The organism is Gracilibacillus oryzae (assembly GCF_009498735.1).
GTDB lineage: Bacteria > Bacillota > Bacilli > Bacillales > Amphibacillaceae > Gracilibacillus > Gracilibacillus oryzae.
Genome location: NZ_ML762439.1, coordinates 1 through 26,253 on the forward strand (window position 1 = coordinate 1; position 26,253 = coordinate 26,253).

Genomic DNA, 26,253 nt, shown 5'->3' on the forward strand with positions numbered 1-26,253 from the left:
GTCCGATGGAATACAGGACAAAGGCCGCCTAGATCATTTTTATTATTTCCACTGTCTACTTGACAGGGGGCAGTTCAAATTGTTCGGGTTTTGTTGCGTATAAATAGTTTTGTCTCAGCCTCTTTATTTTAAACTTTAAATTTTGAAAATGCTGACTCGAGTTCGTTTGCCATCGCTGCTAATTCTTGTGATGATGCGAGGAGTTGTTGCATCGCCGCATTTTGTTGCTCAGAACTTGCCGCTATCTGTTCCACACTTTCTGATGAAGTCTTTGATATCCTATAAATATCACCGGTTGATTTACCAACATGATCTATTTTACTATTTGTAACATCAATCGTGTTACTTACCTGTTGATTATGGCTATTAAGTGATTGAATGGACTGCAGTATTCTAGTAAAAACCATTCCAACCTTTTTCACTTTATTGACTCCACCGTTTACTGAATCTCTACTTGATGACATAACATCTACTGCTTTATCTGTATCCTTAATAGATGCAGCAATTAACGTTTGAATATTATCAGTTGCATCAGCTGTTTGCTCAGCCAGCTTTCTTACTTCGTCAGCTACAACAGCAAAGCCTTTTCCATACTCTCCTGCTCTAGCAGCTTCAATCGCTGCATTTAACGCTAATAAATTCGTTTGGGAAGAAATAGAATGAATCATATCTACAATACTACTTATTTTAGCCGAATGTTCATTTAACGAATCAATAATGTCTCCTATCTTATCTACATGATCTTTGACTAAATTCATTTGGTTGACAGTGTCCTTAACATCAGTAGTACCATCTTCTATTTCTTGCTGTGTTTCTTCACTTAGACGTATAGCTTCATCCATTGTTGTTGTTACTTCTTGCCATGACTCCTTCATTTCATTCATAATTAATCCTGTTTCATTTACAGATTTTAATTGATCTTCTGAACCATTTGCTAAATCCACCATTACCGAGGTGATCTGTGTATTAACATCTGTAGTCTCCTCTGCATTTTGCCTTAATACTTGCGACATTTTAGTGACTGTCTCCGTGGTATCTAATAAGCGAGTAATTGATACCTGTAGATGGTTAGCCATATTGTTCAGCGTATTCTGAATGATCGCAATTTCATCATTTCCTTCAACCTTTACTCGTTCTGCTGTTAAATCTCCAGCTCCTAATTGTGTCGCAAATGTTTCTAAGTTTCGGAAACGAACAGTCATTCTTTTATTCACTAGATAGAGAATAATAATAGAACTACCAAAAACCAGAACGACGATAAAGATAACAAGAATCATGGAATTAGTTGATTGACTTTGCATATCATCTTGTAGAACATCTCTGTTTTTAAGTATCATGTCCTTCAATGCCATTAGTTCTTGAATGGTGTAATTTCTTAAAGTTGTTGTTTTGTTATGTAAATCTGTTTGAACGAAAATGTCCACACGTTCTCCATTATCACGAAACTTTGCCGTTTCTGGTATGATCTCATCAATGAAAAGCTCGTCCATTTGTTTATTGTAATCTTGAACTTTAATAAAAATATCTTTTTCCTCTTCTGTCTCGAGTTCTTTCTCAATTGCATTCATTAGACTTAAAAATGTTTCATTTTCTATTTCATAATCCTCTACTGAAGTTGTCGGATTTTGTTCTGTTAATATGTCTGAAATAATGATAGATTTTTGCTTAAAGATGGAAACCATCTCCCCTATATCTATCGATGCATCACTTTTTCGATCAACATCATCAGCTTTTTTTAATACAATATTTAAAGAAACAATAGATATAATTGAAGAAATCATAAATAGAGCAAGAACTACACTAAACAAGAGAGTGTATTTCTGGGTGATTTTCTTATCCTTCAGAAAAGTTAACCTCCACCTTGGTAATTTAAGATTTGGTAATGATAGTTTGTTGAAAATCCTCTTCATTTGAATCCCCTTTCATTTTCAATTAATTAAAACTCTTTCTTTCCAATAACTTAATCCTCCAATTCACTAATTTATAAAATATCCACAAATTATTAGGGACTAATAGACATCAGCCCCTTTATTACAGCATTTAATTTATGAACTTCGCACAGCTTCAGATGCCATTTTCATGTTATAGAATTCTCCTCTTTGTTGTACTAATTGTTTGTAGGTCCCCATTTCTACACAGTTACCATTTTTCATTACAACAATGCGATCAGCATCCTGAATAGTGGATAAACGATGGGCTACTATAAAAGTTGTCTTTCCTTTTATTAACTCTTTCATGGCATCCTGGATTAATTTCTCAGAAACATTATCAAGTGCTGAAGTTGCCTCGTCTAAAATAACCATTTGAGGATTACGAATAAAAGCACGAGCTATAGCAATTCGTTGCCGTTGACCACCAGACAATCTGTCCCCATGCTCTCCTATTTTCGTTTCCAACCCATCTGGTAACTCCTTGATAATATCGGATAGATTGGCCATTCGTATTGCTTGTTGCACTTCATGTTCTGAAACCTCTGCTAAACCATACGTAATATTCTCTCGAATGGAACCAGAGAAAAGAATTGTGTTTTGTGGAACTACTGCAATTTTCTTACGGAAACTTCTCATACTAACATCATCCATAGGCAGGTCGTCAATAAGCACTCTTCCAGACGTCGGTCGGTAAAAACCAGTCACTAAATTTAAAATAGTTGATTTCCCAGCACCTGATTCACCTACGAATGCAATAGTTTCACCTGGCTTTACCTTTAAATCAAAATTTGTTAACACATGTTTATTAGAATCACGATACATAAAATACACATGCTCAAATTTAACTTCTCCTGATAATTGTTTAAGCTTTGTTTTGCCCTGATATTCTTGGGTTTCTTTTGCGAAAAGTATCTCTGATATAGAGTGAACCGACTCAAAACCTTTCGCAAGCTGTGGATAAATGTTGATAACACCTGAGATTGACATTAATATTTGAGTAAAATAGGTTTGATATAACACAACATCGCCAATCGGGATACGCCCAAGATAGGCTAAATAAACAGTGAATAATAAACATAACACCTGAAATAATTGAAATACTACCCAATTACTCGCACCAAAAAAGGCCTCTGTGATATCAAGCTTATACCCCTTCCCCCTTACATGATGAAGCAGTGTATCCATTTTATTAATTTCTACTTTTTCTAATCCATGCGCTCTGGTAACAGGTATCATCTCAACAGTTTCTGCTACCTGTCCAGACATCTCTTCCACTTGTTCCCGAAACTCCCGATTTCTTTTGTTTAATTTGCCGCGAAAAAAGTAAACAATAACAATAGATATTGGAATCGCTACAAGAAAAAAAGAAGTTACTGTCCAGCTTCTATTAGCTGTAACAACAATCGCTACAATAACATTCATGAATGCAGGCAGCACACCTAACATTGTTTGTTTGGACATAATTTCAATCATTTCTACATCTCGCAAAACTTTCGCCTGCAGTTTACCTGAGCGCAGTTCTCCATGGAAAGAAATCGAGAGATGCTGCAATTTTCGAATTAACGTACTCCTTAAGCTAGCCTCCACATGACGTATTGCCTTACTCATAAAGCTAATATGAAGCATTTGACTAGGCAGATTTTGAATAATCACAATCGTTAAAATACTTATATTTAACCAAAGTGCACTCATCTCATATTCATCTGGATTTGCAGCAAAATTGATTAAGTTTGCTGTTACGATTGGTAAAATCCATACTGGTGAATGCTTTAAAAGAAAAAATATAAAGGAAATAAATAACCTCATATAGTGTCCACGGTACATAACTTGCATAGTCCGAAATAATCTGCCTTTTATTTCTTGCTGTTCTTCAAACCTTTTTTCGAAGTCTAATGAAATGCCTTTATCTTTTGACACTCTATCCCTCCTTTAATGTAATATCGGATAATTACTTAATCCATTAAGTAATATATTAAAACTTTTTTTATATATTTGTCTATGATTAATTAAATTAATTAATTTATACTTTGACACAACGTAATGTTTTTACTATATTTAATAAGTAAACGTTAACTTTTCAAGGAGGTATTCATTTGCCAATTTCAATCAACGAAACAGAATTAGAATTTCATCTTCATAATGATCAAGTAAGTTATATTTTTCGTGTATTAGAAAAAAGTAAACAACTAGAACATTTATATTATGGAAAGCGAATACATCATCGCGCATCTTTCCAACATTTAATTGAGCGCGAAATCCGTCCATCTTGTAACATGTTTGAAGGTGACCACACATCTTCTATGGAACATATTAGACAAGAATATCCCAGTTACGGTTCAACAGACTTTCGCTTTCCAGCCCATGAGATTTTAAGGGAAGATGGAAGTCATATTACTAACTTTATTTATAAGGACTATCGAATACTGAAAGGAAAGAAAAAATTAGAAAACCTGCCTGCTACCTATATAGAAACAGAAGAGGAAGCTCAGACATTAGAAATCGATTTATACGATGAAGTAATAAAATGTCGCTTAACACTTTCCTATACTATCTATCAAGATCGTAATATCATTACTAGAAATGCTACATTTATCAACGAGGGTGCAGAAAATTATTATCTCGATCGAGCACTGAGCATGAATGTAGATTTACCTGATGATCAGTTTGAAATGATTCATTTACAAGGTGCTTGGGCAAGAGAAGGACATGTTGAAAAGAAAACTCTTACAAAAGGCATTCAATCAATCTTTAGTAATCGCGGCGCAAGCAGTCATGTATTTAATCCCTTTTTTGCACTAAAGCGATTAAATGCAGGTGAAAATTATGGAGAAGTGTATGGATTTAGCCTTGTTTACAGTGGAAACTTTTTAGCACAAGTGGAAGTTGACAGTTATAATGTCAGCAGGGTTTCTATGGGGATAAATCCATTCCGTTTCAAATGGAAGCTAAAAGCTGGTATGAGCTTTCAAACACCAGAATGTGTAATGGTGTATTCCGATCAAGGATTAAACGGAATGAGTCAAAACTTCCACGATCTATATCGCGAACGATTGGTCCGAGGATCTTGGAGAGATAAGGTTCGCCCGATTCTTATCAATAATTGGGAAGCTACCTATTTCGACTTTAATGAAGAGAAAATATTACAAATAGCTAAAACTGCAAAGGATTTAGGAATTGAATTATTTGTCTTAGATGACGGTTGGTTTGGTAAAAGAGACGATGATACAAGTTCACTGGGAGATTGGTTTGAATATGACGAAAAACTGCCTAATGGGATTGATGGGCTGGCTGAGAAAGTAGAAGAACTCGACATGCGCTTCGGGCTTTGGTTCGAACCTGAGATGGTATGTAAAGATACAAAATTATTTGAAGAGCACCCAGACTGGATTATTTCAACACCAGATCGAAGGGCTTCACATGGCAGAAATCAGTTTGTACTAGATTTTTCCCGTTCAGAAGTGGTAGATTATATTTTTGAAATGATGGATAAAATCCTTTCTAAATCTAAAATCACCTATATTAAATGGGATATGAACCGTCACATAACCGAAGCTTATTCGCAGAAACTTCCATCTGATCAGCAAGGAGAAGTATTCCATCGATATATTTTAGGTGTCTATGATTTATACGAAAGATTAATTAAAAAATACCCAGAAGTATTATTTGAATCCTGTGCTGGAGGAGGAGCTCGCTTTGATCCAGGCATGTTATATTATGCACCTCAGACTTGGATAAGTGATGATACCGATGCAGTGGAACGTTTGAAAATCCAATATGGTACTTCAATGGTTTATCCATTAAGTTCAATTGGCAGTCATGTTTCTGCTGTACCTAATCATCAAGTTGGGCGTTTGGCACCAATTGAAACAAGAGCTGCAGTTGCTTACTTCGGCACCTTTGGCTATGAATTGGATATAACGAAGCTTTCTGATGCAGAAAAAGGTAAAGTTAGAGAGCAAGTAGCATTCTTTAAAAACTATCGAAACTTGATTAGAAATGGTAAATTCCACAGACTTCTAAGTCCGTTCGAAGGAAACGAAACATCATGGATGGTAGTAAGTCAAGATAAAACAGAGGCTTTAGTTGGTTATTATAAAGTTTTAGCTAGACCGAACGAAGCGTATCAGCGAATAAAATTAACAGGCCTTGACCCTAATCGTTTATATCAAGTGAATGGGACTACGACTCATTATGGAGATGAACTGATGAATATCGGTATTATTCTAGCAGGCAATTACATTAATCGTGCTAGTGAATATTGGGGACGTGAACACCCAGGGGACTATCAAGCCAAATTATTTGTTTTAAAAAGTTTATAAACATAAGTAAAGAACTTGTTTCTTTTTTTAAAAGAAACAAGTTCTTTACAGTAACAACTATAATATCTGTTAGCTTATTTTTCCTTAATATGAAATAATACATCTTTACCCGCTTTTGCTTCGTCGTTAGTAAAGATATTAGACAAACTAAAATCCTCACCATTCAAAAGTATAATTGGTGTAATTGTTTTATAGTTTTTATTAGCTACAGCTTCTATATCAAATGTTGCTAAATGATCACCAGGTTCTACTTTATCTCCATTACTTACCTTTATGTCAAAGCCTTTGCCATCTAATTTTACGGTTTCTAAACCCATATGAATAAGTATTTCCGCTCCGCCTTCTGTACGCAAACTGATCGCATGCTTTGTTTTGAATACATCCACAACTTCCCCTTTAACAGGTGATACTACCTCATTACTTAGCGGTTCAATTGCAATTCCATCTCCCATCATTTTTTGAGAGAATACTTGGTCAGGTACATCTTCGAGCTGAACTACATTACCCGTTAAAGGGGAGACGAGATCAACGTTCTTTTCTTGTTTCTTAAATAAATTTTTTAACATGTTTACCCCTCCATTTTCATGTATGATGTTACATTACTCATACCCTTATTTCAACTTTATTAATCACGGGAAAACACCCGATCATTAAGACCGAGTGTTTGCAATTAGCTCTTTCAGTTCTTCCACATTTACTCTTGCACTATCTAAAGGATCCCCATCAAACTTCTCCTGTTCAATCACATACCAGTTTACACCGGCTTTTTCTCCTGCCTGCCATAACGAACTGATATCCAATGTACCTTTGCCGATTTCTATACTTCTTTTTTCACCATTCTCTATCGTCATATCTTTAATATGAAGAGATACCACTTGATCATCATAAGCTTGAATTACTTGGATTGGCTCATTATCAGCATGAGTTGCCCAATAGCAATCAAGTTCAACTTTAACATTTTCCTTATCTGTTTCTTCAAAAATAATATCAAATCCTCTTTTTCCATTCCCTAAATCAAAGAATTCCATATTATGATTATGATAAGCAAAGGTAAATCCGGCTTCCTTACATCTGCGTCCTATTTCATTTAGCTCTTCTGCTGCACGATAATAAGCTGCTTCATCTTTCAGGTATTCCTGTGGCAAGATTGGACAAATAATCAGGTCATTACCAATTGTACGATTATATTCAAGCGATGCCTCTAACTGATCGCCTATCAATGTTTCGAATGGCATATGACTTCCTGCAGCGACTAATCCTGCTTCATCCATTACTTGCTTTAATTCATTTGCAGGCGTATCGAAGAATCCGGCAAACTGGACTGCTTCATAACCCATTTCTCCTAGTTTTCTTAATGTACCTAAAAAGTCGTTTGCTGTATGCTCACGAACTGAATATAATTGGATTGCAATCTTCCCCATTATAAAACCTCACTTCTCATTATAAATTAACTGCCTTTCCAGTTTCAGCTGATTCGTATAATGCGTCAATAATTTTTTGGATATTTGTTCCTTGTTTCGCATAACGGTCTGTGACATTCCCAGCGATACAATCTGCTGCAAAAACATGGATCTCTGTTTCATGAGCGTTAACGTCAGGTAAATAGGCTGGCGTGATATCAAGAAGGGTATCATGTTTTTCCTGATACATTTTCAGCGGAAAAATATCAGCCCCACCATTATTGCCCATCAACGAAACCTGCATGGAATCTCTTTTTTCAACATTTGCTGCGAAAGCTGACTCTAAAACGATAGATGCACCATTTTTAAATGTGATCATCCCGACAGCCATATCTTCAACAGTATAGTTTTCGTAATCCCATGACCCAAGCAGACCAACACCTTTTCTTATTCCCAGGTGCTGATGAGTTTTCCCCAAAACTGCTTTAGGTTCTGGATAGCCCATCAGATATAATGCAGTATCTAACATATGGACCCCAATATCAATCAGCGGGCCGCCACCTTGTAATTCTTTATTGGTAAAAACTCCCCAGCCCGGGATTCCGCGACGTCTGATCGCCTGAACACGGCCCGCGTAAATCTCTCCAAACTCTCCAGCATCAATAAATCTTTTTGCTGCCTGAGTCTCTGCTTGGAAGCGGTAATGAAAACCATACATCAACAATTTGCCTGAAGCTGCTTGAGCATCTTCCATTTCCTTTGCTTCTTGCTGGTTCATTCCCTGCGGCTTTTCACAGAGCACGTGACAACCTGCATTAAGTGCAGCAATTGCAGCATCACGATGAAATTTATTCGGAACACATACACTCACAGCATCTAATTCCACTTCTTCTAGCATCTTCTCATATTGTTCAAAAACATGAGGTATATCTTCTTTCTCTGCCACTTCTTTTGCTCGTGAATAGGCAACATCTGCAATTGCCACAATCTCCACTTGATCTGCCAGTTTTTTATATGCAGGAATGTGAACACTTGTAGCAATTCCCCCTGCACCAATTAAGCCAACACGCAATTTAGCCATTTTCCCATTCCTTCCTTAAGCCCACCACATATCTGCGGGACTTTCTTTAATGTTAACTGCTTTAAGATTATCCACCGCTCTTTGGAAACCTTCCTCAATTGACATTATCGGGTCTTCGTGCTCGATACTAACTACATAATCATATCCGAAAGTTCGTAATGCACTAATCATATCAGACCAATCCTGAAGACTATGGCCACAGCCTACCGACCGGAAATTCCATGCTCTTGTTTGAATATTCCCATATGGCTGCATATCGGTTAAACCGTACATATTTACGTTATCCTGGTCAATATACGTGTCCTTTGCATGAAAATGATGGATCGCATTTTCCTTGCCAAGGATTTTTATTGCAGCAACTGGATCTATTCCTTGCCACCATAAGTGACTTGGATCAAGGTTAGCACCGATCGCCGGACTTGTTTCTTCCCGTAATTTCAGCATCGTATAAGGTGTATGAACAAGGAACCCAGCATGCAGTTCAAGACCAATTTTGACATTGTGCTTTTCTGCCAATGCTCCGATCTCTTTCCAATATGGAATCAGTTTTTCTTTCCATTGCCATTCAAGCACATTTGCAAATTCAGGTGGCCATGGTGCAACTGGCCAGTTCGGTGCCTTTGCATTTTCATGGTCCCCTGGGGTACCTGAGAAAGTGTTCACAACAGGCACATCCATTAAACCTGCAAGCTCAATAGTTTTTCGTAAAACAGAATCACATTCATCGGCGAATGCTTGATCAGGAGTCAAAGGATTTCCATGACAGCTGAGTGCACTAATTACTAATCCACGATCTTTAACTGCCTTTAAAAATTCTTCTCTTTTGCTTTGATCCTCCAAAAGTTCATCAATTTTACAATGTGCATTACCCGGGTAGCCTCCAGTGCCAATTTCCACAGCTTCTAATCCACTATCACGGACATGATCTAACATCTCTTCAAAGCTTTTCTCTGCAAAAAGTACTGTGAATACTCCTAACTTCATTGTATCTCCTCCTTATAACGAAACATTTTTTTTGGTTTCATTTGATTCTAATGCAGCTAGTATAATTTTTAATGATTTATAACCTTCTTCTCCATCAATTAATGGCTGTTTATCATTCAACACACAATCAACAAAATGATCGACAACACCTGAAGAATTTTGCCCGCCATTATCATTTGTCTGAATTTTACCTAGCTCATAGTTTACTCTAGATCCATCTGTAAACGTTGCAATAAGGCTGTAGTCAGGGTCATCCTCTAAGCGCAGGTTCCCTTTCTCCCCGTAAATTACGGTAGAATTATCTTCTCCTCTTTTATAAGCCCAGCTTGCTGTTAACGTACCAATTACTCCATTCTCACTGCGTAAAATAGTAACTGCCTGATCATCTACATCACTGTTTTCCTTTGCTGACGACTCAATCATCGACGCAACTTCAACAAACTCTGTGCCTAAAACATATCGGATAACATCAGCTTTATGTACACCTAAATCGCCAAGTGCACCAATGAAAGCTTCTTTTTTGCGGAAAAACCAGCTGTTTGCTCCATCAATACTCCAGCCTTCTGGTCCTCCATGGCCAAATGTTGTCCGAAAGCTGTAAATATTGCCAAGCTCACCATTTGCAATAATTTCACGCGCTTTTTGGTGACTTGCTACAAAACGTTGATTATGGGCAACCATTAATTTTTTTCCAGCTCTTTCACTTGCTGCAATCATCTGCTGCGCTTCCTCATCTGATGTTGCCATAGGTTTTTCACAAAGAACGTGCTTCCCATTCTCTGCTGCAAAAATTGATACAGGTGCATGCAAATAATTTGGTAAGCAGACACTTACTAAATCAGCGCCGCTCTCTGTAATTGCCTGTTTATAATCGGTATATGCTTGTGCTCCATATTTCTCGGCTGACTTTTGGGCTCTTTCTTCAACAATATCGCAAACCGCCACAATGTCAACGCTGTCATTAGAGGCATACTCCGGTAAATGGCGATGAATGGCAATACTGCCACAACCAATAACTGCTACTTTTAATTTACTCACATTAATCGCTCCTTTTTATTTTGATTCAATTTTTTCCAAAGGTTTGGCATTTCCATAGGAAGAGTAGGTACGCTTTACAGGATTTGCCCATTTCACTGCATTTTTTATTACTTTTTGAACATCTTCATGATAGTAGGTTGGATAAGTTTCGTGTCCTGGGCGGAAATAGAAAATACGGCCATGCCCTCTTTTGTATGTACAACCAGAGCGGAAAACTTCGCCGCCTTCAAACCAGCTGACCAATACTAACTCATCAGGAGCAGGTATATCAAAATGCTCACCATACATTTCTTCTTTTTCTATTTCAATGTATTCTCCAATTCCTTCCACAATTGGATGTGCTGGATCAACTACCCACATTCTTTCTTTATCATCAGCTTCACGCCATTTCAAATCACAGCTTGTTCCCATCAGTTTCTTGAAAATCTTTGAGAAATGGCCGGAATGCAGGACAATTAAGCCCATCCCTTCTAAAACGCGCTGATGGATCTTAGCAACAATTTCATCTTTTACTTCATGATGTGCTAAATGCCCCCACCAGATTAATACATCTGTTTCCGCTAATTTTTCATCAGTTATTCCATGGTCAGGTTCATCTAAAGTTGCTGTATCTACTTCAATTTTATCTTCTGTAAGAAATTGCTTTATTGCTCCGTGGATACCATCTGGATATATTTTTGCAACCTCTTCATTTTTCTGTTCATGTCTGTTTTCATTCCATACAAGTACCTTCACCTGAATCCCTCCAATCTTAGTAACCTTATATTATAATAATCTTTATTTTCTGAACATAAATGATATAATCAAAACATGAACTATTTTGCTATTAATTGCGAAACTGCCGGATAAAAAAAACTATCGTGATGATAAGACATATTATGTAGCTTTAGGTTAGCATTCTCATGTACTAACTTTGCAACTGCTGATTCGTCGCTGGGGGAAAACAGTCGCTTTCCATGGGCACGGCTTCAGCTTCCTCGGAAAGCCAAAATCGCTTTCCTGCGGGATCTTCAGCTCGCGCTGTTCCCATAGGAGTCTCCCATTTTCCCCCAGCTTGTTATCATGTCCTAAACCAATGAGAGAAACGAATATATTGCAAGTATCCAGCATCGATAATTATTAAGTTGAGGCACGTACATTATCTCCTGTAAGATCTGCATTATCAAAATATAGGGATTGAACTTAAGTGTAGTAAATAAACGTAGACTCCTGCGGGATCGGAGGCCTAGACGAGACCCCGCAGTGAGCGGTTTGGGCGAACGAGGAGGCTCGGCAGACGCCCGCGGAAAGCGGAGTTTATTTACGGAACGTATCCTAGCATTATATTAATTAGAAAGATACTCGTATTCTACATGATATGTCTTATGAGTACATGCTAAATCGGCAGGTATAAGTAGTATATTTACAAAAGGCTGGTGTTATTAATGAAAATTGAGTTTTGCGGGTATTCTTATCACAAGCAGAAATTCCATACTTCACACAGATCACGGTTTGGTTCTTATCTTTTCCGGTTACAAATGGACGGCGTTGCTAAGGTAAAGGTTAATGATATCACCCATGATATTGAGAAAGGACACTTACTAATCGTGAAGCCTAATGAGGATTATGAACTGTTTATATCAGAAGAGCAGAGCAGCGGGGATTTTCATCTGTATTGCGAAGGGGACTGGATTGGCCAGCGATTTAACAATGCACCCAGCTTATCAAAGATTCAAGTAGATGATACATTGCTGGATTTGTGGCATCATTTAATAATTGAAGAAAGAAGACCTTTAAAAGAAAGAAACAGTGAACTTACGCATTACCTTTTAAGCGCACTGTGCGTTTCTTTAGAAAGGATATTAGACCGCAAAAGTAATGAAATTCAGAGACCGTATATTGTGACGAAAATGATGCGTTACGTTGAAGAATATGCGACAAAGCAAGGGTTTCAAGTCCATGATGTCGCCAGTCAATGTAATCTGAGTGTTTCACGTTGTGTCCATTTATTTAAAGAGCATGTTGGAGTAACAATAATTGATTACGCTCAATCTATCCGGTTATCAACTGCCATCAATCAAATGAAATATACAACAATGACATTAGAGAATATTGCACAGAATTGCGGATTCAGTTCTTATTCTTATTTTCATCGCGTATTTAAGAAAAAGTACCAGCTTTCCCCACGAAAATATCGGGAAAAGACATAATAACATTTATCCTGTCATCTCGGAGAGCATTTGCAGTAATTCAACACGATTCTTAATTTCCAGTTTTTTGTATATAATAGATAAGTAGTTTTTGACTGTTCCTTCACTAATCCCTAAATTCTCTGCAATCATTCGGTTTGTCCAGCCTTTTTTCATAAGCTGAATAATTTGCCATTCCCGTTTATTAAAGTCCTGGCGATGATTAAAGTGTTCTTTAATATAATGAAGAGAGCTTTCACGTTCAAGTTTCAATAAAATGTCCAGCCTCTTCGAGAAGTAATGGACCATTTTCTGTGGTGCGACAAACTTTCCATCAACAATGAATCTAAGCGTCTCTTTAAATTCATCTAAACTAGAACTTTTCAGGATATATCCGTCAGCACACACTGATAATACCCTTTCAATTGACTTTTCATCATCATATGCCGAAAGTAAAACAATCTTAATATTCGGATATATTTCTTTTAACTTTTTTGCACATTCAATCCCATCCATTACAGGCATATGTATATCTAACAGACATAAAAAAGGTCTTACTTCTTTTTGTCTAATAAAATCAATCACTTCCTGGCCGTTTTTTAACTTGCCAATCACACGAAATTCGCTCATATCTTCAACAAAACTAGTGATCATATCGCGGAATAATGTTTGAGCCTCTGCTACTACAACTGTATGTTTTGTCATAACTAAATCCCCCACTTTTTATAATAAACAGGTATATACATTGATCTACGTGATGTACGGTATAGTGAAAGTTTCTCTTGATGATATTCTTTCGATCGATACTTTATATTATAACGTATATTTCGTTCTTTTAAAAGAACATTTTAGTTTTATATTCCTATTTTGTATTTTTATTTTGTATTTCTAATTATCTTTAATAATTCTGCTATCCCTTTATTCCATAACTTATGATCTAAGTAAGTATTACAATGGTCATTATATTTATATGAGTAAACAGGCTTATCAAACCAAATCGCTTCTTTTATAAATGAACGTGTATTATCCCATTCCAGGTACATATCTGCGTCTTTCACATAACGATAAAGATTATGAATATTCCTTAGCAGATTTATATTTTTGTATAATTGATGATCAGTAATCAAATCATTTACATGTTTGGAATATTTACCTTCCCCAAATAAATAAAATTTTACCTTTAAATGGTTTTGATTATTCAGTATTTTGCAAATTGCGAAGAAAGCGGATAATTGACTCAAGTTATTCCAATCGTTAGGTACAAGTATTCTAATGCCAGAAAACCTGTCCATAAAGCTGCTGCCAATTTCACATGCTGCTTCCCGATTAATTTTAGCGAATTTATTATTCACAAACTTAACTGGCATTTTTTTTAGGTGAAGATGAAATTGAATGGATGCTGAATTGGTTAAATTCAAATGACTTCGTCCATAGAAAAGCTCTTCATACTCTGGTTGAAATACATGCAAGTATGTGTTTATTTTCTTCGCACAGATTTTATCTTTTACGTAGTACTGAGGCAAGCCTTGTGAAAAAGTTGTCGCTTCATCATATATGCGGCTATCTTTCAAAATATAATCTTTCACATGCTGCCAGTATATTTTTACTAATGAAGGATAGTTATATGTTGCGATCCGAATATTATTTGGAATGGAAAATGCTCCGAATTGGTATCGTATATTCTTATGGCTTCGATTCGTTTCACTGTTCCAGGAAAATGGCGGCAGCATCGTGCCGAATTCACTTAGCTTTCGATAAAGATGAGGATGATATTCTAATAGTTGTATATAAATTTGAGATTGGTCATTATAATGGGATTGACACATGGAATATATCTGATCGTATGAAAGGATAGGGTCATATGGATCAATTATCCACAATATTGTCTTCCTACTCATTTTCTCTCGCCTTTGGCCCTTTTTCCTTCTCACTATTTTTCCATCTGATGAATTCAAATACTATTTTGTATTCATCGAGATTGTATCTTTCCAATCCTATCGCTTTTAACTCATTGACAAAGTCCAGCCATTCTTTATCACTTACTAATATTTCTCCTTCTGTTTGAAGTAAAGTAGCTAAATCAGTATTTAGTACTTCTGCCAATTTTTCTACAACTTGTATGGAAGGGTTATCATTCAGATTTCTTTCTAAATTGCTTAGATAGGACTTTGAGATTTTGGACTTCTCTGCAAGTTCTGATAATGTTAACCCTCTTTGTTTTCTTATTTTACTTATATTTGTACCTATCATTTGAATAACCCTCTAATCAAAATTATTATCTTAACATTTGATCTAACTAAACCTAAATCCCTTCATCCCTTAAATACAAGTATTTCTCTTCTGTTTTCTTTGCAATTTCATCAACATTGAAACCTTTTTGAAATATCCCGACACTTTCAATTGGGGCTCTTGGTCTAAGATCGTATAGTTTTTCCATTTCACTTACCCATTTGTTTTTGTCCTCTAGAGGTAGAAATTGTAGAAATCCGGAGCCTAAATCTATTTCTTTCGTAATCGAATCAGAGACTAATGCAGGTAGTCCCGCACACTGAGCTTCAATTAAACTGACTGGATAACCTTCATGAAGCGATGGGAAAACATATAAATCAAAGGATTGCATCCAATTCTCCACATCCTGTTTTTCACCAAGGATAAATACATGATCTTGTAATTTGTATTGGACGACCGCTTCCTCTATTTGTTCTTTTAAAGGGCCATCCCCAATTAATGCGAGTTTCGCCTGTGGAATTTTTCTTCTTAACGCTCTGAACGAATCTAGAAGAAAGGAGTGATTTTTTTGAATCGTATAACCACCAACATGTCCAATTAAAAAATGATCATCTGTTAATCCGAGCTTTTCACGGTATAGTTCTCTCGTCTTGGTAGAATAAAGAAATTTCTCAAGATCTAGAGCATGCTGAAAATACTCCGCTTGTTTTGCTTTCCATTTGAATAACCAATCTGCAGACTCGGTGGAACAAGAAAAATAGTCGGTAGCATGAATTGGCACAAACAAACCAATCAGGGACCTTGAGAGTTTTGTGAATAAATTGCCTTCAATTGCAGTGTTGTAACTGTGGGCGATCCTTACTGGAATACGGACTCGTCTTGCTTCGCTCAGTGCAATCGCACTTAATTGGTCAATATGACTATGAACGATTATGTAGGATGCATGACGCTTAAAAAAACTTTTTAACGAACGTTTATATGATAAATATCCACCACTCTTCAATGATGGTATATAATATAAGTGACCTCCCAAGGTTTTAATCTCCGTATCAAAGGCACCTTCTTTTGTCGTTAAAAAATCAAATTGAACCTTCTTCCGGTCAATATTCCGGTACATATTCATTAGTAATGTTGGAACACCACTATGGTTCATACAATCTACTATATGTAATATTCTTAATGCACTTTCCATGTTCATCCTCCTTTAATATAAAGAACAATTAATTCTCTATAAAGAACATAATGTTATAGTCTCATGATTGATGGTAGCTGTCAACTTTTTTTCTTTATAACGATCATTTTCGACACGAAAAAGTATGCTGTTTTTATTAATCCCTTCATCTCAATTCCTTATTATTGGATACAAAAAAAACCACTAGGATACTAGTGGTTAATCTTGCATCATTCTCTTCCGTTCATTCTCTTCCGTTAAAAAATTCATGAATGTCTGGATTCCAATTCTTGGCTGATTCTTAATTAATGCAATATAATCTTTCTTCTTATATTAATTGAGAACATCACTTTTCTCGATCCTGTTAACAATATGCTCCATTTCCAGCTCTTTAATCTTTTTCTTTATCCGTTTGCTTTCTTTGTATAGAGCTAGACCAACTGATGCCATTAAGGCATAGATCAATATCGCTGCAAGCATATCATTTTGGAAACCGCCAAAAAACAGGAAAAAGATCAAATTAAAAAAGGATATAAAAATTAAAGGTGTTGCAAACATCATATATTTTGTATTTTTTTTCATTAAAGGTCCAATTTTTGCAAATAGCTTCTCTAACTCTGACTTTATAAATAACGGTATCTCGCTTGTAAAGGAAAACATTTTATACCTCCTCTTATCTACAATATACCCTAACATTGAACTATATTAAACATTCTTATTTTATAACTATTATAATGTATACTATTTCGTTCAGTCAAAGACTATGCTTTACCTTGAATTAATTAAGATTAATAGCTTATTATTAAATGGAGGTGATAAAAATGAAACTTGCTTTTATATCGGATATTCATGGAAATAGTGTCGCATTAGAAGCAGTATTAGCAGATATCAAAACTCGGCATGTTGATGAAATTATCATACTTGGAGACCTCTGTTACAGGGGGCCAGAACCAAAGCAAGCTCTTGACTTAGTTCGTGCATTACATGCCAAAGTAGTAAAGGGTAACGCAGATGAGTGGGTAATTAGAGGTGTGGATAAAGGGGAAGTCCCTGACAAAGCTTTAACCTTGATGAACGAGGAACAACAGTGGATTCGTCAAAAGCTTAGTGAAGGAGATATAAAGTACCTAGAACAATTACCAAGTGAGTTATCATTAATTTATGGTAATGTAGTCATCCATGCATTTCACGCAACACCAGATAGTTTATTTGATGTTGTCTTACCAGATGTAACAAATGAAGAATTAACTAGTAAACTTACCGCTAAAAAAGAAGATGCTGATATATATATTTATGGGCATATCCATAAAGCATATCAAAGAGTAGTTGATGGAAAAACCATTATGAACTTAGGCAGTGTCGGTTTGCCATTTGATGGTATAAACCGAGCTTCCTATGCTATTGTTGAAATTAATGAAGATTCTTATACCACAAGCAATATTAGAGTCAAATATGATGTGGAAAAAGTTTGCAGTCAGTATGAAAACAATAGCTATCCAAATAAAGAAATGATGCAAAAGATTATACGAACAGGCAGAAACTAACGAAAGCAGCGATTTTATTCGTTGCTTTTTTTTATGGTTTAGTTATTTCCAGCCTGTTTTTCCCGTTTTGGCTTTAAAATCAGCTCAGTCTTAATTATTGGTATTGCCATCCCATTCTCTATTAAGCAGTTTGCAGATTGCTAATTTACTTGGTTAGAACGCTATACTGCATTGCATTACTCTTAATAATAAAATATTTTATTTATCTATTATAATGGAAAAAATGAAAATCGATAATAAAGGCTAATGATAGTAATGTGACTGCTGTCATGGGATCATGCGTTTTGGTATCGATAAAATAACCCTCATCATTGATAAGATTATCTTTTACTTTTTCATATATTAATGATCTTCTACTTATGCTGGATACATTTTCATTATCTTCCTTAGTTACAACAGAAAAATCAATTGCGCCATTTCTTCCTGCAGCCTCTAACCAATCGTTATTGTTTCCATTCTTGATATAGATTTTGGGTGAATGAAAACCATCTTTTATTTCGATTGTTGCAACTAGTGACCCATTTTTCAAGAAAAGTTGAAATGACTGGTTGAAACCCCGCTCTTTCTTTATGATAGCTTGGACATTATTCTCCGCATCTTTTAGTTCCATTAAGATACTCGGAACATGATGCATCGATGTAAGCAAGATAATATGATTGAACCAGTCACGAGCAGTATTATCATGTTCTTCTAATTTACCAATAATCTCTCTGTCAGCCATAATATGATAGCTTTTTTTAAAGGTTTTCAAGGAAGGCTCTCTTTGTAATACCAATTGATCAAATTGTTCAAACATCTTTCATCCTCCATAATGCTTTTTATAATTTACGACTGCAATCGATTAAAAGTTTCATTCGACAAAAAGAAAAAACTGTCTCGCGCATTGCAGCGAAAGACAGTCTGCTTTTTTATTTGGTCACATCAATCGCCTTTTGCTGTGCGAGTACACACAACTCTGCTGCTTTAAAGGCATGCTTTTGAGTCATTGCATTCTCTGTCCGGTGAATACAATCTTTAATCAGTTCCCCGAAGAATGGATAGCCAACTTTTCCATTCACATCAAAATGCTGTTCTCCATCTTTATTCACTAAATAAACTTGATTGCCGCCAGTTCCTTTTGCCAGCTCTACATATTTTCGCACCTCAATTGTTCCTTCTGTGCCGACTATAAAGGTTCTGCCATCACCCCACGTACTTAGGCCATCAGATGTAAACCAGTCTACTCGAAAAAATTGAGTCGCCCCATTATCTCCTCTTAACGTTGCATCACCATAATCATCTAATTCAGGATATTCCGGATGGGCATAGTTCCCAATTTTACTATGTAATATTTCTGCATCTTCACATCCTGCATAAAATAAAAACTGTTCAATCTGATGACTGCCAATGTCACATAATATACCGCCATACTTTTCTTTTTTGAAGAACCAATCAGGCCTGCTTGGTGCATTTAAGCGATGGGGACCAAATCCTGTGACTTGAATTACTTTCCCAATCGCCCCTTGTTTAACTAAATCACCAGCAAATACTGCGCTTTCTACATGGATTCTTTCACTATAGTAAACCATATATTTTTTTCCTGTTTCTTCAACAACTTTTTTTGCTTCTTCTAACTGGTCTATTGATGTTAAAGGGGTCTTATCTGTAAAATAGTCTTTACCAGCTCTCATTACACGGATACCAAGTGCGCTTCTTTCCGAAGGGATAGCAGCAGCTGCTACTAATTTCACTTCACTGTCTTCCAAAATCTGATCAAGGGTGGCTGCTTGTTTCGCCTGAGGGAATTTCTCAAGAAAGTTATCTACCTTTGCCTGATCATTGTCATAAACCCATTTCAGTGTTGCTCCAGCTTCGATAAGACCATTACATTGTCCAAATATATGGCCATGATCTAAACCAACTGCAGCAAAGACAAATTCACCTGGCTGGACAACTGGATTTGGTTTCCCTTTTGGAGCATAATTCATTCCATCAGCACTACTCATTTGCTCTCTCTCCTTTAACATAAATATTCCACTCTTATTGTAAGTGTTTTCATACAGAAATAAAACATATTTGCATAATCTATTTCCGGAAGATCGGCAGCAGATTAAATATTAAATGAAACTTTCACCTATGTGCGCTTGCCCACACATTCGTTTGTATTTGATACGCCATAATAATTAAATAGCTAATATTGTTTTGTTTTTTACCTTTATTGACTGAAAGTGTTTTCTGGATTGGTGATTTAGAAAATGAAAGAACCACAGTCCGTTAAACTGTGGTTACTCAAGCCCTGGAAATCCTTGTTGTTTCATGACATCATATATGATAATTGCTGCGGTATTGGATAAATTTAATGACCGGACTTTATCTGTCATTTGGATACGTAAACACTGTTCTTCTTTCCCAACCAGCAGCTCTTTTGGAATACCATTTGTTTCTCTGCCAAAAACGAAGAACAGATCATTTTCCTGATCACTAAAATCAAAATCAGAATAGTATTTTGTCCCGAAATTCTCTATATAATAAAACTCTGCTTCGTTATATGCTGAATATAATTCATCCAAAGAATCATAGTAATGAATTTTTACATCATGCCAATAATCCAGTCCTGCCCGTCTCAGCATTTTATCATCTGTTGAGAATCCTAATGGGCGGATTAAATGTAAATGAACATTTGTAGCTAGGCATGTTCTTGCAATGTTCCCGGTATTTGCAGGAATCTCTGGTTGAAATAATACTACATGTACTGCCAATTTATTCACCTCAAATTATTAATTGCCTAAATCATTATACCATATACCTATTCCAATCTGGGCACTTCCTTCATTAATTTAAGATGATAAATAACATATTATTCTCCAATCCGGAAAAAACGGTATTGGCACTGCGGGGTCCAGGCAGCAGAGTCTTCATAGGTCCAATAACGATGGCGACTGTTATTTGTATGTGCGTTCACTAGTGGCATGTTTTCACTGTCCTTTGAAGTCACAATTGTATTATGATCCCATCTTCCATCACCTTGAAAATCATAACAGATCACATCACCTAGAAGTAACTCAGTTGGATCATCTACTAATTTAGCCTGAAATATATTCCCATTACTGCTCATATACCAGCGGAGAGAATGGGCAACAGACCAGCTGTAACTCCAGTTGCCGGCACTGTACCACCAGCCTCTTGACCGATCAGGTGCACCAGTCATCGGAATTCCTCCCGCTCTAAGACATTGTGAAATATAATTAGTACAATCATTGACTTCAAAATATCGATAAGCTGGATTGGCGCCATTCCACCATCTCTCAGCATATTGAACAGCTGCTCTTCTGTCATAGAAATATCTCTGGTCTGTATCTCCTAATTGCATATGTTGCTCTGTTAATGGTTTTTTTTCTGGTATTTTGTTAATCGAATTTTCTGTATGTAAACTGTCGCCAATAAAAGTGGCACACCTGTTTAGTATTTCTTCTTCATGGTAAAATGTGTTGTAGTCTTCTATCATGCATTTGATGTGTACAAAATAATAGATTTCCGTTTCATTCCCATTTTGCCTTCGATCTATAATGCCTCCTTTCACTTCTGTCCACTTTATTTTTTTATTATGTTTATCATGTAATTGTTTCTTTCGGTATACTGGATCCTTATCATCTTCATATTTTTCCTGCCATAGTCGTTGAAGTATTTTCATTTCATTCATTTCCATCTCCCCTTTTCTAATATATATTCACTTGCTAAGAAGAAAAGAATAATACAGCAGTCGGATAACATTACACCTTCTTTACTAAACAATGTCAGATATTTAAGTTTTATTATAGAAAGATTAAATACATAAAATTTAAGATTTAATTCTCTCACAATGGGTAAATGTATTGTGAATAAAAATTAGAGGAGGAAAATAAATATGAATATTAGTAAAAAAATGATCTCAATGTTTGGTGTTTCCGTATTATCGCTAGGTTTACTAGCTGCTTGTGGTGAAGGGGAAGAAGCACCCGTGGACGAAACGCCAGCAGGGGAAGATGCTCCAGTCACTGAAGAACCTGCAACAGGAGAAGATGCTCCAGCTACTGAAGATCCTGCAATGGGAGAAGATGCTCCAGCTACTGAAGACCCTGCAATGGGAGAAGATGCTCCAGCTACTGAAGATCCTGCAATGGGAGAAGATGGAGCAGCTACTGATGGTGCTGGAATGGAAGAAGATGGAGCAGCTACTGACGGTGCTGGAATGGAAGAGGATACAGAACAATAATTACTAATCGGAAGAGTAAGCAATAATATTGCTTACTCTTTTCTTTTGTAAATATAAGGTTAAATTTGTTAAAAATTGATTAATTGATAATTTTTTCTATCGATTTCGGGTATTATAGATTGATAGAAAGGAGGGGTGGACAATGAAGAAAAAATGGTTATCTTTGTTATTAGCAGCGATTTTTTCAGCAGGTATACTTACAGCATGTGGGGGAGAAAGTGATAATACAGAAGATCCAGCAAATGAAGAACAACAAACAAATGAAGAACAAACAACAGAAGATCCAGCTGCTGAGTAATTAAAATTAACATAATAAGGGGTAAGGATTGTATGAATCCTTACCCCTTCCTATTTTCAAACTCAAGTAAATATGTTTTTTTGTCTAAACCGCCACCATAACCAACAAGGTTGCCATTTGCGCCAATTACACGGTGACAAGGAATAATGATGGAAATCGGGTTCTTATTATTGGCACCTCCAACTGCCCTTACAGCTTTAGGTGATTGTAAACTTTCAGCAATTTGCTTATACGACCGTGTTTGCCCATATGGGACTTGCAATAATGCATTCCAGACTTTTTTTTGGAATTCTGTACCGAATAACACATATTTTAAGGAGAAGTTAACTCTCTCTCCTTTAAAGTATTCGGTTATTTGTTCTTGGACACTGGCCAACTGCTGTTGGTCATCCTTTATTATTGTAGGGAGTTCATGTTTTTGGCACCATTTCAGCAATTTCTCTTTTTTCTCAGCAAAAGATCCAAACTCAAGAGCAAAAATTGTCTCATTTTCCCCTACAATTGTTAACTGCCCAATCGGTGATTTCATCTCCATGTAATAAAGTTGATCCACTTATTTCACTCCCTGCTTCTGAAATGCCAAACCTTTTTTCATTTCCTCTACTACTTCTTCGTCCTCTTCGGTTTGTAACGCTTTTTTAATTTTTTCAAAACCTTTTTCTTCTCCTATTTTTCCAATTGCCCATGCAGCAGTACCGCGTATCACCGGTCTTGGGTCATTTTCCATTAAGTGAAACAGCTCTTCCAGTGCACTAGTCTCTTTGTAATGAGCAAGTGCCAGTATTGCATTTCTCTGAATCGGCTTTTTTCCTCGCCATGAACCTGACATTTTGCCAAACTTCTCCTTAAATTCACGATTGGAGATAGTTAATAAATCAACAAGGCGAGGTTTAACTAATTCAGGATCTGGTTCGAATTCTTCATGATAATGTAAATCAATTCCTTTATTATAGGGGCAGACAACTTGACAGGTTTCATATCCATAAATTAAGTTTCCCAGCTTGTCACGATGTTCCTCAGGCAGAAAACCTTTTGTTTGAGTTAAAAAGGCGAGACATTGTTGAGAATTCAATCTTCCCGGTTCAACGAGTGCCCCTGTTGGACAAGCATCTAGGCATTTCGTACAATCTCCGCAGCCATCTTCTAGAGGCTGGTCGGGGGGAATTGGAATATTTGTGATCATTTCTCCCAGGTAAATGTATGATCCTAGTTCAGGAGCAATCATGAGTGTATTCTTACCACTAAATCCAATCCCTGCTCTTTCAGCAACCGCTCTGTCTGACAATTCCCCTGTATCTACCATGGATCTACAAACAAAACCTTCTACTTTTCCGCTGATAAACTCGGCAAGTTTTGTTAATTTGTCTTGAAGGACAATATGGTAATCTGTTCCCCATGAGGCACGACAAAACATTCCACGCCTGTCACCTTTTACACTTTTTGGCCCATTTTTAATTCTTGTTGGATATGCGAGTGCAATAGCAATAATGGACTCTGCCCCAGGCATTAGACGTGCCGGCTCTGTTCGTTCTTCGATCGTTCCTTTTTCAAAACCTGATGCATAACCCAGTGACTGCTGTTCTTCTAATCTAGCCTTTAACTGGGAAAATGGTGCTGCACTTGCAAAACCTATTTTATCAATCCCTATCTCTTTACTAAATGTAATGATTTCCTCTTTCAACTTCTCATATGCCATTACACTCACCTCCTCTAATTTTTCACTTTTGCTGTGCGTATCCGGTTAAGGCATGCCGCGACTTCAAATCTTCTTGGTCTAGCCAGATCACCTGGATGTTGATCTGGATACTGCGCCAATCCCTGCAGACCTGTTTCACTGATTTTCTTGTCTAAAAAATCTAATATTTCCTTTAAAGTCATTCCCATATTAAGAATATGATTATCATCTAAATAACGAATCACTTCTGCTAAGGCATTAGTCTGAGAGCTATTCACAAGCTGTTCCAAATTACTCAGTTCTATTGTTGTTGTTCCCATCTGTATATTATTCAGCCCTCTTGCCTGCACTTTCTTTTTGTTTCCTTTTTTTAACTCTAAACTATTAGGCAAAAAAATTCGTTCATTCCATCTATAATTGATGTTTACTGAATCAGCTTGTCTGAACAAGGGATACTCGCGTATGATTAATTGCGTTTCTTGTGTCACATTGTACGGCAAGTACTGATCCATCATTATGACATCATCGCTGACATCAAAATAGTCTCCTGATCCTCCCATTACCATGATGGTTGAGATATTTAGCTGATCATACAATTGCTGAATTCTATCAATAAAAGGAGTTATTGGTTCATTCTTTTTATTTACCAGTGCATTCATCCTGGCATCACGTATCATGAAATTAGTTGCACTCGTATCTTCATCAATTAATAAAGTGGATGCACCTGCCTCTATCGCTTCTGCAACATTGGCAGCCTGTGAGGTACTCCCACTGGCATTTGCTGTTGTAAATTGTCTTGTATCCTGTCCATGAGGCAAATCATTGATAAATGGTGATATATTCACAGAAGTGATTTGTCTCCCATCTTCTGCCCTGATTTTTACCGCATGTGGATCAGTTAACACATATTCTCGTCCATCACCAGCAATATGATGATAAACACCTCTTTCTATTGCCTGTAACAAAGTACTTTTCCCATGGTAGCCACCACCTACAATTAGGCTGATGCCTTGTTTTAATGCCATGCCTGTTAATGGTTTATCATTGTGTGGAACTGTTATTTCTACTTTATTCTCTTCAGGACTTTTGAATGGAATAGCACCTTTTAATGGTTTGTTATTAATGCCGCTCTGTCTAGGCAATATTGATCCATCTGCAATAAATGCGATCCAGCCATTTTCTTTCATTTTTTTCCTGATTTCTGTATGTTGGTCAGCTAATTGAACAGTGTCGATCAATTCCTTATCCGAAATGGCAAAGACAGATCTTTGCATGATGGATGGGATCATTTTCATCAACAGCTTCTCTGCCTCTTTTCCATTTATTCTTCTGCCATTCGCAGGTAATCCGATAGAAAGGCAGATTGTAAGATCACTCTCACCCGCTATGACAGCCGTTCTTTCTAATATCTCCTGGCCGGGATCATCTATAAAGATTAATCCACTCTTCCCGGAACCTCTTGCATTATTCGATTCTTTCTGAATGGCTTCTGCTACTTTTCTGGTTATCCGGTCACAAATATAGACTTTTCGCTTATTTGTAGCCTTCCAAGTATCTCTGATCGGCCGAGCAGTGTCTGGCACAATTATTCTAATTTTAGATGGAGAAGCAAATGGGTCTCCTTGCACATAATCAATGGATAATCGATAGTTAGAAAACTTATAATTTCCTTGGATAGATTTATATGCCTTATAACCTTTTCCATCGATGTTACGTAACAGCTTTTGTAATTTCTCCATACTATCAAATCTCCTTATTTATTGTTTCTTTTTACAGGATACCTTTTAGGATGTATTTCAGGCAAATAAAAAACGTAATGCTTCATTTAAAACGAAACACTACGTTCACACCTATGTATGGAGCGGGTGAAGGGAATCGAACCCTCGACATCAGCTTGGAAGGCTGAGGTTTTACCACTAAACTACACCCGCATGTTAAAAATATTATATCATCATCTACTGCACGCAATTCATACCCCTGCATCTGCCAGCTTATTCTAAGAAGTCAATTCTTCGGGGCAACTCGAAGAATATTCGGTGGATGCGTTATATAAATCTACATTTTTACTAAGTATTCATCATTTTTTTACAATTTCTTAACAAAACCACGTTTATTATTATAACAATCAAGAATATTTATTGCAAGTGATTTTTTAAAAAAGTTTAAATGAATTTATTAAGGGTA

Annotated in this window: 24 protein-coding genes, 1 tRNA gene and 1 pseudogene; 5 read left to right on the top strand and 21 right to left on the bottom strand. The window is 36.5% G+C overall.

The genetic code is table 11. The features are described from left to right. Window positions 1-128: 128 nt before the first annotated feature. On the bottom strand, window positions 129-1,910 hold the full coding sequence (locus F9U64_RS16215) for a methyl-accepting chemotaxis protein (protein WP_153405961.1): 1,782 nt from the start codon (window positions 1,908-1,910) through the stop codon (window positions 129-131). 135 nt (window positions 1,911-2,045) lie between these two features. Further along, window positions 2,046-3,848, bottom strand: coding sequence for an ABC transporter ATP-binding protein (locus F9U64_RS16220; RefSeq protein ID WP_153405962.1), 1,803 nt, complete (start codon window positions 3,846-3,848; stop codon window positions 2,046-2,048). Between the two features lie 176 nt (window positions 3,849-4,024). On the opposite strand from F9U64_RS16220, the gene F9U64_RS16225 reads away from it, so the two are divergent. Next, window positions 4,025-6,250 carry an alpha-galactosidase gene (locus tag F9U64_RS16225; protein ID WP_153405963.1) on the top strand — a complete coding sequence of 742 codons (2,226 nt, stop codon included), beginning with the start codon at window positions 4,025-4,027 and terminating at the stop codon, window positions 6,248-6,250. Window positions 6,251-6,324: 74 nt separating this feature from the next. Here F9U64_RS16225 and F9U64_RS16230 read toward each other — a convergent pair whose 3' ends face one another. The 6 genes from F9U64_RS16230 to F9U64_RS16255 all read right to left on the bottom strand — a co-directional run bounded on the left by F9U64_RS16230 (window position 6,325) and on the right by F9U64_RS16255 (window position 11,488). After that, on the bottom strand, window positions 6,325-6,816 hold the full coding sequence (locus F9U64_RS16230; protein WP_153405964.1) for a PTS sugar transporter subunit IIA: 492 nt from the start codon (window positions 6,814-6,816) through the stop codon (window positions 6,325-6,327). A gap of 84 nt (window positions 6,817-6,900) precedes the next feature. Continuing rightward, entirely contained in the window at window positions 6,901-7,671 is a 771-nt protein-coding gene (locus F9U64_RS16235) for a sugar phosphate isomerase/epimerase family protein (protein ID WP_153405965.1), read from the bottom strand. A gap of 19 nt (window positions 7,672-7,690) precedes the next feature. Then, window positions 7,691-8,731, bottom strand: a complete 1,041-nt coding sequence (locus F9U64_RS16240; protein ID WP_153405966.1) for a Gfo/Idh/MocA family protein — start codon at window positions 8,729-8,731, stop codon at window positions 7,691-7,693. Window positions 8,732-8,746: 15 nt separating this feature from the next. After that, window positions 8,747-9,715, bottom strand: coding sequence for a sugar phosphate isomerase/epimerase family protein (locus F9U64_RS16245; protein WP_153405967.1), 969 nt, complete (start codon window positions 9,713-9,715; stop codon window positions 8,747-8,749). A 12-nt stretch (window positions 9,716-9,727) separates the two neighbouring features. Continuing rightward, the gene (locus F9U64_RS16250; RefSeq protein ID WP_153405968.1) at window positions 9,728-10,753 is read right to left on the bottom strand and encodes a Gfo/Idh/MocA family protein; all 1,026 of its coding nucleotides are present in this window, start codon (window positions 10,751-10,753) and stop codon (window positions 9,728-9,730) included. Window positions 10,754-10,768: 15 nt separating this feature from the next. Beyond that, on the bottom strand, window positions 10,769-11,488 hold the full coding sequence (locus F9U64_RS16255; RefSeq protein WP_153405969.1) for a ThuA domain-containing protein: 720 nt from the start codon (window positions 11,486-11,488) through the stop codon (window positions 10,769-10,771). 689 nt (window positions 11,489-12,177) lie between these two features. On the opposite strand from F9U64_RS16255, the gene F9U64_RS16260 reads away from it, so the two are divergent. Next, on the top strand, window positions 12,178-12,942 hold the full coding sequence (locus tag F9U64_RS16260; protein WP_153405970.1) for a helix-turn-helix domain-containing protein: 765 nt from the start codon (window positions 12,178-12,180) through the stop codon (window positions 12,940-12,942). Window positions 12,943-12,948: 6 nt separating this feature from the next. On the opposite strand, the gene F9U64_RS16265 is transcribed toward F9U64_RS16260, so the two are convergent. The 5 genes and pseudogenes from F9U64_RS16265 to F9U64_RS16285 form a co-directional block, all read right to left on the bottom strand. Next, the gene (locus F9U64_RS16265) at window positions 12,949-13,626 is read right to left on the bottom strand and encodes a response regulator transcription factor (protein WP_153405971.1); all 678 of its coding nucleotides are present in this window, start codon (window positions 13,624-13,626) and stop codon (window positions 12,949-12,951) included. Window positions 13,627-13,796: 170 nt separating this feature from the next. Then, entirely contained in the window at window positions 13,797-14,819 is a 1,023-nt protein-coding gene (locus F9U64_RS16270) for a hypothetical protein (RefSeq protein ID WP_153405972.1), read from the bottom strand. Further along, entirely contained in the window at window positions 14,812-15,171 is a 360-nt protein-coding gene (locus F9U64_RS16275) for a helix-turn-helix domain-containing protein (protein ID WP_153405973.1), read from the bottom strand. The genes F9U64_RS16270 and F9U64_RS16275 overlap by 8 nt, the downstream gene beginning before the upstream one ends. A 52-nt stretch (window positions 15,172-15,223) precedes the next feature. Continuing rightward, window positions 15,224-16,342 (bottom strand): glycosyltransferase, encoded by a 1,119-nt coding sequence (locus F9U64_RS16280; RefSeq protein WP_153405974.1) that lies wholly within the window; start codon window positions 16,340-16,342, stop codon window positions 15,224-15,226. Between the two features lie 198 nt (window positions 16,343-16,540). Beyond that, window positions 16,541-17,017 (bottom strand): annotated as a pseudogene (locus F9U64_RS16285) (DUF5392 family protein). A 125-nt stretch (window positions 17,018-17,142) separates the two neighbouring features. Between F9U64_RS16285 and F9U64_RS16290 the strand changes: the two are divergent. Continuing rightward, window positions 17,143-17,865, top strand: coding sequence for a metallophosphoesterase family protein (locus F9U64_RS16290; protein ID WP_153405975.1), 723 nt, complete (start codon window positions 17,143-17,145; stop codon window positions 17,863-17,865). Window positions 17,866-18,067: 202 nt separating this feature from the next. Here F9U64_RS16290 and F9U64_RS16295 read toward each other — a convergent pair whose 3' ends face one another. The 4 genes from F9U64_RS16295 to F9U64_RS16310 all read right to left on the bottom strand — a co-directional run bounded on the left by F9U64_RS16295 (window position 18,068) and on the right by F9U64_RS16310 (window position 21,544). Beyond that, window positions 18,068-18,661, bottom strand: a complete 594-nt coding sequence (locus F9U64_RS16295; protein WP_153405976.1) for a hypothetical protein — start codon at window positions 18,659-18,661, stop codon at window positions 18,068-18,070. Window positions 18,662-18,773: 112 nt separating this feature from the next. After that, the gene (locus tag F9U64_RS16300; RefSeq protein ID WP_153405977.1) at window positions 18,774-19,850 is read right to left on the bottom strand and encodes a Gfo/Idh/MocA family protein; all 1,077 of its coding nucleotides are present in this window, start codon (window positions 19,848-19,850) and stop codon (window positions 18,774-18,776) included. Between the two features lie 279 nt (window positions 19,851-20,129). After that, a complete protein-coding gene (trmL, locus tag F9U64_RS16305) occupies window positions 20,130-20,603 on the bottom strand; it encodes a tRNA (uridine(34)/cytosine(34)/5-carboxymethylaminomethyluridine(34)-2'-O)-methyltransferase TrmL (RefSeq protein WP_153405978.1) in 474 nt (157 codons plus the stop codon). 98 nt (window positions 20,604-20,701) lie between these two features. Beyond that, a complete protein-coding gene (locus F9U64_RS16310) occupies window positions 20,702-21,544 on the bottom strand; it encodes an amidase domain-containing protein (protein ID WP_153405979.1) in 843 nt (280 codons plus the stop codon). A gap of 204 nt (window positions 21,545-21,748) precedes the next feature. Between F9U64_RS16310 and F9U64_RS16315 the strand changes: the two genes are divergently transcribed. Both F9U64_RS16315 and F9U64_RS22660 read left to right on the top strand, forming a co-directional pair. Continuing rightward, window positions 21,749-22,096: an ICP22 family protein gene (locus F9U64_RS16315; RefSeq protein WP_228275764.1), complete on the top strand. Its 348-nt coding sequence runs from the start codon at window positions 21,749-21,751 to the stop codon at window positions 22,094-22,096. A gap of 142 nt (window positions 22,097-22,238) precedes the next feature. Beyond that, the gene (locus tag F9U64_RS22660) at window positions 22,239-22,394 is read left to right on the top strand and encodes a hypothetical protein (RefSeq protein ID WP_194287413.1); all 156 of its coding nucleotides are present in this window, start codon (window positions 22,239-22,241) and stop codon (window positions 22,392-22,394) included. Window positions 22,395-22,434: 40 nt separating this feature from the next. Here F9U64_RS22660 and F9U64_RS16320 read toward each other — a convergent pair whose 3' ends face one another. The 4 genes from F9U64_RS16320 to F9U64_RS16335 form a co-directional block, all read right to left on the bottom strand. Next, window positions 22,435-22,947: a methylated-DNA--[protein]-cysteine S-methyltransferase gene (locus F9U64_RS16320; protein ID WP_228275765.1), complete on the bottom strand. Its 513-nt coding sequence runs from the start codon at window positions 22,945-22,947 to the stop codon at window positions 22,435-22,437. Further along, entirely contained in the window at window positions 22,948-24,090 is a 1,143-nt protein-coding gene (gene queG / locus F9U64_RS16325) for a tRNA epoxyqueuosine(34) reductase QueG (RefSeq protein WP_153405980.1), read from the bottom strand. A 14-nt stretch (window positions 24,091-24,104) separates the two neighbouring features. Continuing rightward, a complete protein-coding gene (locus F9U64_RS16330; protein ID WP_153405981.1) occupies window positions 24,105-25,808 on the bottom strand; it encodes an ABC-ATPase domain-containing protein in 1,704 nt (567 codons plus the stop codon). Between the two features lie 118 nt (window positions 25,809-25,926). Then, a tRNA-Gly gene (locus F9U64_RS16335) sits at window positions 25,927-26,000 on the bottom strand. Between the last annotated feature and the right edge of the window lie 253 nt (window positions 26,001-26,253).

Coding starts and splice junctions, on each gene's coding strand:
- F9U64_RS16215 (WP_153405961.1), bottom strand. CDS start 1,910: ATGAAGAGGATTTTCAACAAACTATCATTACCAAATCTTAAATTACCA.
- F9U64_RS16230 (WP_153405964.1), bottom strand. CDS start 6,816: ATGTTAAAAAATTTATTTAAGAAACAAGAAAAGAACGTTGATCTCGTC.
- F9U64_RS16235 (WP_153405965.1), bottom strand. CDS start 7,671: ATGGGGAAGATTGCAATCCAATTATATTCAGTTCGTGAGCATACAGCA.
- F9U64_RS16240 (WP_153405966.1), bottom strand. CDS start 8,731: ATGGCTAAATTGCGTGTTGGCTTAATTGGTGCAGGGGGAATTGCTACA.
- F9U64_RS16245 (WP_153405967.1), bottom strand. CDS start 9,715: ATGAAGTTAGGAGTATTCACAGTACTTTTTGCAGAGAAAAGCTTTGAA.
- F9U64_RS16260 (WP_153405970.1), top strand. CDS start 12,178: ATGAAAATTGAGTTTTGCGGGTATTCTTATCACAAGCAGAAATTCCAT.
- F9U64_RS16265 (WP_153405971.1), bottom strand. CDS start 13,626: ATGACAAAACATACAGTTGTAGTAGCAGAGGCTCAAACATTATTCCGC.
- F9U64_RS16270 (WP_153405972.1), bottom strand. CDS start 14,819: ATGAGTAGGAAGACAATATTGTGGATAATTGATCCATATGACCCTATC.
- F9U64_RS16275 (WP_153405973.1), bottom strand. CDS start 15,171: ATGATAGGTACAAATATAAGTAAAATAAGAAAACAAAGAGGGTTAACA.
- F9U64_RS16280 (WP_153405974.1), bottom strand. CDS start 16,342: ATGGAAAGTGCATTAAGAATATTACATATAGTAGATTGTATGAACCAT.
- F9U64_RS16290 (WP_153405975.1), top strand. CDS start 17,143: ATGAAACTTGCTTTTATATCGGATATTCATGGAAATAGTGTCGCATTA.
- F9U64_RS16295 (WP_153405976.1), bottom strand. CDS start 18,661: ATGTTTGAACAATTTGATCAATTGGTATTACAAAGAGAGCCTTCCTTG.
- F9U64_RS16300 (WP_153405977.1), bottom strand. CDS start 19,850: ATGAGTAGTGCTGATGGAATGAATTATGCTCCAAAAGGGAAACCAAAT.
- F9U64_RS16310 (WP_153405979.1), bottom strand. CDS start 21,544: ATGAATGAAATGAAAATACTTCAACGACTATGGCAGGAAAAATATGAA.
- F9U64_RS16315 (WP_228275764.1), top strand. CDS start 21,749: ATGAATATTAGTAAAAAAATGATCTCAATGTTTGGTGTTTCCGTATTA.
- F9U64_RS22660 (WP_194287413.1), top strand. CDS start 22,239: ATGAAGAAAAAATGGTTATCTTTGTTATTAGCAGCGATTTTTTCAGCA.
- queG (WP_153405980.1), bottom strand. CDS start 24,090: ATGGCATATGAGAAGTTGAAAGAGGAAATCATTACATTTAGTAAAGAG.
- F9U64_RS16330 (WP_153405981.1), bottom strand. CDS start 25,808: ATGGAGAAATTACAAAAGCTGTTACGTAACATCGATGGAAAAGGTTAT.